This is a genomic window from Vibrio fujianensis (assembly GCF_002749895.1).
GTDB classification, from domain to species: Bacteria; Pseudomonadota; Gammaproteobacteria; order Enterobacterales; family Vibrionaceae; genus Vibrio; species Vibrio fujianensis.
Genome location: NZ_NBUS01000054.1, coordinates 81,868 through 90,010, shown reverse-complemented (window position 1 = coordinate 90,010; position 8,143 = coordinate 81,868). Strand labels below are relative to the sequence as shown.

The following is an 8,143-nucleotide window of genomic DNA, read 5'->3' as shown; positions in this document are numbered from 1 at the left end:
TTCCTAACCCTACACCGTATATTCGCCAATTTCCAAGCCACAACCCCAGCACTGCTACCAGCGAAAGAATGCTGATAGAAAGCGCAATGTCACTCATAATTTCTCTCCTAAATTATAAACATAAAACTTTGCAGGGCAGATTCGCAGAACAACAAGCAGGGGTAGGCATAAGAACTGATAAGAGTGGTTAGTCTACAGCTGAAGGGTTCCAATCGTTCTTAGAAATGTTCCAAAACGATATGTCGTTGCCCCAAACTAACCACAGTAATACTGTAATTGTAAGAAAGTGTTAACTATAGATAAACAGAAGTGTGCGTTTAAGCGAATCTCCAATAGCGTCAATTGTTCAATCTACGATCTCACTGACATGATTATCGCCTTTAAATGATAGTTATATCATTTATATTTTAATCGTAGACAGACACCCTATCTATATCGATTACACCTAAAAATGGCGCTTTATTCACTCACCAGTCGACCCGATGGTGACATATCCAAAAAATGATCGATTTGCTTACGTCGAGTAATCCATTGATAAGTTATTGATAAAATACAGATTTGATATAACCAACAGAAATATGTCAAGAGATTAAACACCCAGTGGGCTTGCTCACTCACTCCACCCCATTGAGCAAAAAAAGTAAACAACATCGTGATGCCATAGGGAAATAGACCCAGTAAAATAAAAAGTGGGCCTTGGTAGGGTTTTGATAAAGACCATGCCACTTTTAAGCCACGTGGCTCTGCATCAATCGCTATGGCAGGAATCACCAAACTCCAACGAGAAAATAGCCAACAGCAGGGGAGTGAAAATAGCAGATAGAGTACAAAAACAGGTAATGAAGCGACCTTCTCCTCAAACAAGTAAACAAATATCAAGGTACAGCCGATGAGTAGAGAAAATAACCCACCACCAATCAATATCCAGTAACCGATCATTTTTAACTCTCTTGTTCCGAACTGGGATGAGGCGTTGTTCGATGTTGCTATGGATGATGTTGTTATGGACGATGAATCTAACAGAATACTCCTATGCAGCTGAACCGTTGTCCAAGCGGCAATCATCATGATAAAGACGATCCATAAAAATACGTGTGGCGCACTATACCCTTGCTGATTCTGTGGAATAATGTATTGACTGCTGAGCGTCACTAACCAGTAGGGCCAGGATAATCGTAAAAGCTGACGCCACTTCATCTTAACCAATTGAAAACTAAAAGATAATACATACAAAATAGGTAACGAATATACTGGCATGATTATTGACTCTAAAACCTACCTAAAAAACCATCTCAGTGATAACTCACCACTATGATCAAGAGAATCGATAATATGACCCAAATTGCTTATTTTTTCAGGACTAATCTTGTGACTAAACACGAAATTCTCACACAAATTAATAACCTTTTTATTATAAAGGCTTAAACCTTCACAACTCCCTCACCTTGCTGCGCTTTTTTAAATCGGTGATGACGCAAGTCAAGCTCACGCCTTATATGAACTTGCTTCAATAGGAAATATTCGTCAGTATGACTATTCTCAAACCACTTAGCCTGGTAAGTCATTAGCAAATTTGTACAATCATAGATTGGCCTTTAGTGATAGCTAAGGGCCCCATTTCAGGAGCATAGCGACACCATGTAAATAGGTTAAACAAACCCTAGCCAGCACCATTACAACTTTAACTCAAAAAGCATAACAACAAGGAAGCATCGTGTATGAGTAATCCTGCACCACGTTTAACTCTGCGTGTCATTGAAAAGAGTGATTATCCTGAATTAGCCACGTTGATGGATCTCGTCTTTCACGATGTGGGCGGTGCTTGGCCCAGAATGACAATTATGGACTTAATTCACCAATTTCCAGATGGACAAATTTGTATTGAGGACGATGGAAAAGTCATTGCGGCCGCACTCACCATCAAAGTGGATTATAACCGTTTTTCTCTTCCTCATGTTTATACTGATATCATCAATGAACACAATGTGATTCAACATAAAACGAATGGCGATGCGCTGTATGGCTTGGATGTTTTCGTCCATCCTGATTACCGAGGGTTACGCTTAGGGCGTCGATTATATACAGCTAGAAAAGAATTGTGCCGTAGTGACAACCTCAAAGCCATTTTAGCCGGTGGTCGAATACCGGGATACGCTCAATATGCGGATCAAATGCCAGTTATGGACTATATCGAAAAAGTCAAACGCCGTGAGCTGCATGATCCGATTCTCTCTTTCCAATTAGCAAATGACTTTGATGTTAAGCGGATTATGCGCCACTACCTACCGGAAGATGATAATTCAAGGGGATATGCCACCTTATTAGAGTGGGATAATTTCTTTTATGAAGAAGATATTCAATCTATTCATGATGTCGAAAAAACTTTAGTGCGTATTGGTATCGTTCAGTGGCAAATGCGAGCCGTGCTCAGTGTGGAAGATTTGTTGGATCAAGCCGAATTTTTTGTTGACTCGCTTTCAAAATATCAGGCAGATTTTGCCCTATTCCCAGAGTTTTTTAACGCCCCATTAATGGGATTAAAGCGCGAACAAAACAGCGTCGAAGCAATTCGCTTTTTAGCCTCTTTTAGTGAGCAGATAAAAACCCACTTCTCGACCCTGGCGGTCACTTACAACATTAATATTATTGCCGGTAGCATGCCTGTTTTAGAAGATGGTCAACTGTATAATGTGGCCTATTTACTTCATCGTGATGGCTCAATTGACCAACAGTACAAAATTCATATTACACCACATGAAAAACGTGACTGGGTGATCGATGGCGGCAACCATGTCCAAGTGTTTACAACCGATGCGGGCCGGGTGGGCATTTTAATTTGCTATGACAGTGAATTTCCAGAACTTGGACGAATGCTGGCAGAGCAAGGGGTACAAATTATCTTCGTTCCTTTTTGGACCGATACCAAAAATGGTTATCAACGGGTTCGCCTTTGTTCACAAGCTCGGGCCATTGAAAACGAGTGTTATGTCGCCATTGGAGGCAGTGTCGGTAATTTACCACGAGTGGATAACGTCGACATTCAATATGCCCAGTCAGCTGTATTTTCACCATCCGATGTTTTCTTTCCACACGACGCGACCATTACCGAAGCTAGTCCAAATACGGAAATGATAATTTTTGCTGATGTGGATCTCGATAAGCTTAAACAACTTAATACTGAAGGCTCAGTCACCAATTTACGTCACCGCCGAATGGATCTCTATGGCGGATTTACTCAGACTAAAATTCATCAATCTTAAAATTCACGCTATTTTCGTTCCAAGCGTATCTTTGGGCACCTTGGAACGACAAAAAAATAACAACATGATAACAAAATCACGTTATTTTTTAGTTAAAACGGTTAGAGTAACTGCCCTAAAACCGCGAAAGGTCAACAGACCCTAGGAGCCTTGCCTCATGGAATCATTACTTCACGCTTTTCCTGTCATTACTGAAATTCCCGTCGCATGGGGAGAGATGGATGCATTGCAGCATATCAATAACGTGGTCTACTTTCGTTACTTTGAAACCGCGCGAATTGATTATTTTAAACAGATAGCCTTGATGGAAGATATTCAAAGCAGTGGTATCGGCCCAGTGCTGAGTGAAACCCAATGCCGTTATAAAATTCCGGTCACCTTTCCTGATACTTTATTGATCGGTTCCAGAGTAGTGGATATTCAGACTGATCGTTTCACCATGGAATACCACGTCGTGAGTAAAAAAATAGGTAAAGTCACCACCACAGGGGCTGCAACCATCGTGATGTTTAACTTTGCGACTGGACAAAAAGCGCTTCTCGCCGAACATTTGGTGCAAGCGATAAAACAAATTGAAACGCATGGCTGATTAACCATCAGTACACAATAACTCAAGAGCCTCTTGCCTAAATCTCGCTCAACGCTTATTGTGCCAAGCAATTATTCTCGACGGATCAACCAAATGAATAGTGCATTACTTGGTTTATTTATCCCAACGTTCTTCTTTGTTTCTATTACACCGGGTATGTGTATGACATTAGCTTTAACGCTTGGGATGAATCTTGGCTATCGAAAAACATTATGGATGATGATCGGTGAGTTGCTTGGCGTTGCCATGGTAGCCGTCTCTGCAGTCATCGGGATTGCCGCCATCATGCTGAGTTATCCATGGATGTTTACCCTGTTCAAATTAGTGGGTGCCAGTTATCTACTCTATCTCGGCATCCAAATGTGGCGTTCAAAAAGTAAACTGGCCTTCGATTCGACAGATCATCCTCACCCAACACATCATCGAAAAACACTATTTATCCAAGGTTTTATGACCGCGATTGCCAACCCCAAAGGTTGGGCATTCATGATTGCTTTATTACCACCTTTTATTGATCAATCTCACCGTTTAGTTCCACAACTCACTTTATTGATTTCCATCATTATGGTGTCTGAATTTATTTCAATGTCTCTTTACGCAATCGGAGGAAAAGGGCTAAAACGAGCACTCGGAAAAGCCGATAACTTACGATTATTGAATCGCATCGCTGGTACGATGATGGCAGGGGTAGGTATCTGGCTACTAGCCAGCTAATGATTCTCTTTAATTACTTTTACCCGTATGACATCAAACCATGTCACGATGTGAAAGCAACATGCTGCTCCTTTCGCCTGATACATTAACCGGCCTTAGTCCGACGACGTTATCACCCTTTCAATAAAGGATGACCGTATCCGTTAGTCACTCAAAAATACCATTCCATTCCTAAAAATTGCGCATTGAGCAAAGTAGATTATGCTTATTTAGGCAGGCCGCTATGTTTCATAACATCACGGATTTATAACAGGGTTCACAGCGCGATTTCTTCTAGGATATTTCTATGCGAAACAATCACCCCGTCACCAATAAAGAAAAAACCTTTGATAAAGACACCAAACTGATTTCCGTTACCGATACCCAAGGAAAAATTGTCGAGTGTAATGAGGCTTTCGCAAAGATCAGTGGTTTTCAAAAAGAAGAGTTAATTGGTCAGCCGCATAACATTATTCGACATCCAGATATGCCTTCACAGGCATTTGAAGTCATGTGGCAGCACCTCAAGGCAGGACAACCTTGGATGGGATTAGTCAAAAATCGTTGCAAAAATGGTGATTTCTACTGGGTCGATGCTTATGTCACTCCCATCACCGAAAATAATAACGTGATCGGTTATGAATCGGTTCGATCGTGTCCAGATAAAAAAGCCATTGCCAGAGCCGAAAAATTTTATCAAAGAGTCCGAGCCGGGAAGCCTGCCAAAGCCGGACTCTCTATTCGGTTAGAAAACCTCTTTTTGATATTCGCTTTAGCCTGCTCTGGCTTGCTATATGCGATGGAATATCCTGAACTATCGGAAAGTATATTACTCGTCGGGATTATCATCTTTAGTGTATGGGTGTCGTACTCTCGTCATCGAACGTTACATTCAATCAGTGACCTATTGCAGACCTCATTTTATCATCCACTCGCTATGCATACTTACACGGACGACACAGGTGAATTAGGCAAAATTAAAGTTTCATTGTACAGCCAAGCCGCTCATCTCAATACCATTATCGCTAGAATAGAAAATGCAGCGATCAATGTTTCTGCTGAAGCAAGGCGAGGGCAAGCTTTAACACAGAACGCACAGAAAGAAATATCTCGTCAACAAAAAGAGACCGAGGCCGTTGCTGCCGCTATGCATCAAATGAGCACCTCGATTCATGATGTATCAGAACATGTCAATAATACCGCCGAGCAAGCTGAAGTGGCTAACCAATTAACGCAAAACGGCGTTATCACCTCAAATACAACGCGTGATGCGATTGAAAAACTCAAACGTACTGTCCAGCAAATTGGTGACTCGGTACAAAACGTTTCCGAACAAACCAATAAAATTGCTCACGTAGCACAAATCATTGAAAATATTGCAGAACAAACCAATCTTCTGGCGTTAAATGCCGCCATTGAAGCGGCAAGAGCTGGAGAGCAAGGGCGAGGATTCGCTGTTGTTGCCGATGAAGTTCGTGTCCTTGCAACACGAACCCAACAATCAACCCAAGATATTCACGCCATCATCTCGGAACTGACACAGCGCGCTCAACAAGCGGTTCAAGTTTCACAAACGGGCGTTACCGATGCAGAAGACGGACTTCGCTATGTATTAGAAAGTGGGGAAGTACTAAAAGGAATTTCTCAAGCCGTTGAACATATCGCCGCCATGTCTTCACAAATTGCCACGGCGGTAGAACAACAAGCACATGTCGCTGAAGATGTGAATCAACAAATTGTTAATATTTCCATGTTGGCGTCCTCCACCCTGAAAGGAGCGAATGAACTCAGTGACAGCATTAACGATGTTCATAAAGTATCGGATGATTTACATGAACTCGTCATTCGTTTTAAACGTTAACGTACTAATATAAAAGTTATTCATCATCAAATCTGCTGATATTAAAAACACATTCTTACACATTGAAGGTCGTTTTATTGAGTAACACGGTAAAGTCACAGGGTTATCTTTCTGTAAAAAGTGGGGAAAGAAACGGTTATCGCCGGTTACTTTATGCCTATTTTCTATTCATCGAGAGAAAACCTTTGTTTTACTCGGTTGTTATTGATGGCTCAAAGCTGGATAATAGCCAGATCAGAATTAAAGACGACTCGCATTATGACCGAATATTTTTTGTTATTAATCGGTACGGTATTGGTTAATAACTTTGTACTGGTAAAGTTTCTCGGCTTATGCCCCTTTATGGGGGTATCCAAAAAGCTCGAAACCGCGATAGGTATGGGCTTTGCTACCACGTTTGTGCTGACCCTGGCCTCCGTCTGCGCGTATCTAGTTGAAAGTTACATTCTTCGCCCGCTGGGTATTGAATATTTAAGGACGATGAGCTTTATTTTGGTGATTGCTGTCGTCGTACAATTTACCGAGATGGTCGTACATAAAACCAGCCCAACGTTGTATCGCTTATTAGGTATTTTTTTACCTTTGATCACCACCAATTGTGCCGTACTCGGTGTCGCGCTATTAAACATCAATGAAAACCATAATTTTATCCAATCCATTATTTATGGTTTTGGTGCTGCTGTCGGCTTTTCTTTGGTGTTAATTCTTTTCGCCTCCATGCGCGAACGCATTCAAGTGGCAGATGTACCGACGCCATTCAAAGGAGCATCGATTGCCATGATTACCGCCGGGTTGATGTCCCTTGCCTTTATGGGCTTTACCGGATTGGTGAAATTGTAATGAGTACGCTGTTGATCGCCGTTCTTGCTTTAGCGGTTTTAGCCGCGATTTTTGGTGCTATTTTAGGCTTTGCCTCGATTCGTTTTAAAGTCGACGGTGACCCGATTGTGGATCAAATTGATGCTATTTTACCACAAACTCAATGTGGCCAATGTGGCTATCCCGGTTGCCGCCCTTATGCGGAAGCTATCGCAAATGGCGATGCTATTAATAAATGTCCTCCGGGTGGCCAAGCCACAATTGAAAAACTCGCAGATTTAATGGGGGTTGAGGTTCAAGAATCTGCGCACGACCTCGACAACAAAGTCAAAACAGTGGCTTTTATTCATGAAGATATGTGTATTGGCTGCACGAAATGTATTCAAGCGTGCCCTGTCGATGCCATCGTCGGAAGCACAAAAGCACTGCATACTGTCATAAAAGACGAATGTACCGGTTGCGATTTGTGTGTTGCTCCGTGCCCAACGGATTGTATCGAGATGATTCCTGTCGAAACCACACCGGATACTTGGAAGTGGCAAATGAATGCAATTCCTGTTGTTAATATCACTGAAGCTGCGTCTGATACGCAAAAAAACGCACATTGAAGGTGAGTATGTTGTCATTAATTAAACAGATCCAAGCGGGTCAACTTTGGGATTTTCCCGGTGGTATTCACCCACCAGAAAATAAACAACAATCCAATCATGCGGCCATGCTCCCCGCCTTCATACCTGAAGAACTGATACTACCGATTAAGCAACATATCGGAAAAGCGGGAGATCTACTGGTCGATATTGGCCAGCAGGTTTTAAAAGGGCAAGCCTTAACTCAGTACCGCAGCACCTTTATGCTACCGGTTCACGCACCGACATCGGGCACGATTACCGCCATTGAACCAAGAACGACAGCTCACCCCTC

At 42.1% G+C, this 8,143-nt stretch carries 8 protein-coding genes and 1 pseudogene; 7 read left to right on the top strand and 2 right to left on the bottom strand.

Annotated elements, in window-relative coordinates; genetic code table 11:
• Both B7C60_RS19360 and B7C60_RS17060 read right to left on the bottom strand, forming a co-directional pair.
• Positions 1 to 97, bottom strand: a 97-nt coding sequence (locus B7C60_RS19360; RefSeq protein ID WP_245869666.1) for a hypothetical protein, incomplete at its 3' end; no start/stop codon positions are given.
• A gap of 362 nt (positions 98 to 459) precedes the next feature.
• Positions 460 to 1,257 (bottom strand): hypothetical protein, encoded by a 798-nt coding sequence (locus tag B7C60_RS17060; RefSeq protein WP_157928706.1) that lies wholly within the window; start codon positions 1,255 to 1,257, stop codon positions 460 to 462.
• A 461-nt stretch (positions 1,258 to 1,718) separates the two neighbouring features.
• Here B7C60_RS17060 and B7C60_RS13555 point away from each other — a divergent pair, with 461 nt between their 5' ends.
• From B7C60_RS13555 to B7C60_RS19355, 7 genes and pseudogenes are all read left to right on the top strand, one after another.
• Positions 1,719 to 3,260: a bifunctional GNAT family N-acetyltransferase/carbon-nitrogen hydrolase family protein gene (locus tag B7C60_RS13555; RefSeq protein ID WP_099612127.1), complete on the top strand. Its 1,542-nt coding sequence runs from the start codon at positions 1,719 to 1,721 to the stop codon at positions 3,258 to 3,260.
• 157 nt (positions 3,261 to 3,417) lie between these two features.
• Positions 3,418 to 3,849 (top strand): acyl-CoA thioesterase, encoded by a 432-nt coding sequence (locus tag B7C60_RS13550; RefSeq protein ID WP_099612126.1) that lies wholly within the window; start codon positions 3,418 to 3,420, stop codon positions 3,847 to 3,849.
• A gap of 93 nt (positions 3,850 to 3,942) precedes the next feature.
• Positions 3,943 to 4,563, top strand: a complete 621-nt coding sequence (locus tag B7C60_RS13545) for a LysE family translocator (RefSeq protein WP_099612125.1) — start codon at positions 3,943 to 3,945, stop codon at positions 4,561 to 4,563.
• Between the two features lie 286 nt (positions 4,564 to 4,849).
• On the top strand, positions 4,850 to 6,403 hold the full coding sequence (locus B7C60_RS13540; RefSeq protein ID WP_099612124.1) for a methyl-accepting chemotaxis protein: 1,554 nt from the start codon (positions 4,850 to 4,852) through the stop codon (positions 6,401 to 6,403).
• Positions 6,404 to 6,661: 258 nt separating this feature from the next.
• On the top strand, positions 6,662 to 7,243 hold the full coding sequence (gene rsxA / locus B7C60_RS13535) for an electron transport complex subunit RsxA (protein ID WP_078926219.1): 582 nt from the start codon (positions 6,662 to 6,664) through the stop codon (positions 7,241 to 7,243).
• Positions 7,243 to 7,830: an electron transport complex subunit RsxB gene (rsxB, locus tag B7C60_RS13530; protein WP_099612123.1), complete on the top strand. Its 588-nt coding sequence runs from the start codon at positions 7,243 to 7,245 to the stop codon at positions 7,828 to 7,830. Before rsxA ends, rsxB begins: the two co-directional genes overlap by 1 nt.
• An 8-nt stretch (positions 7,831 to 7,838) precedes the next feature.
• Positions 7,839 to 8,143 (top strand): annotated as a pseudogene (locus tag B7C60_RS19355) (electron transport complex subunit RsxC); the annotation flags it as partial.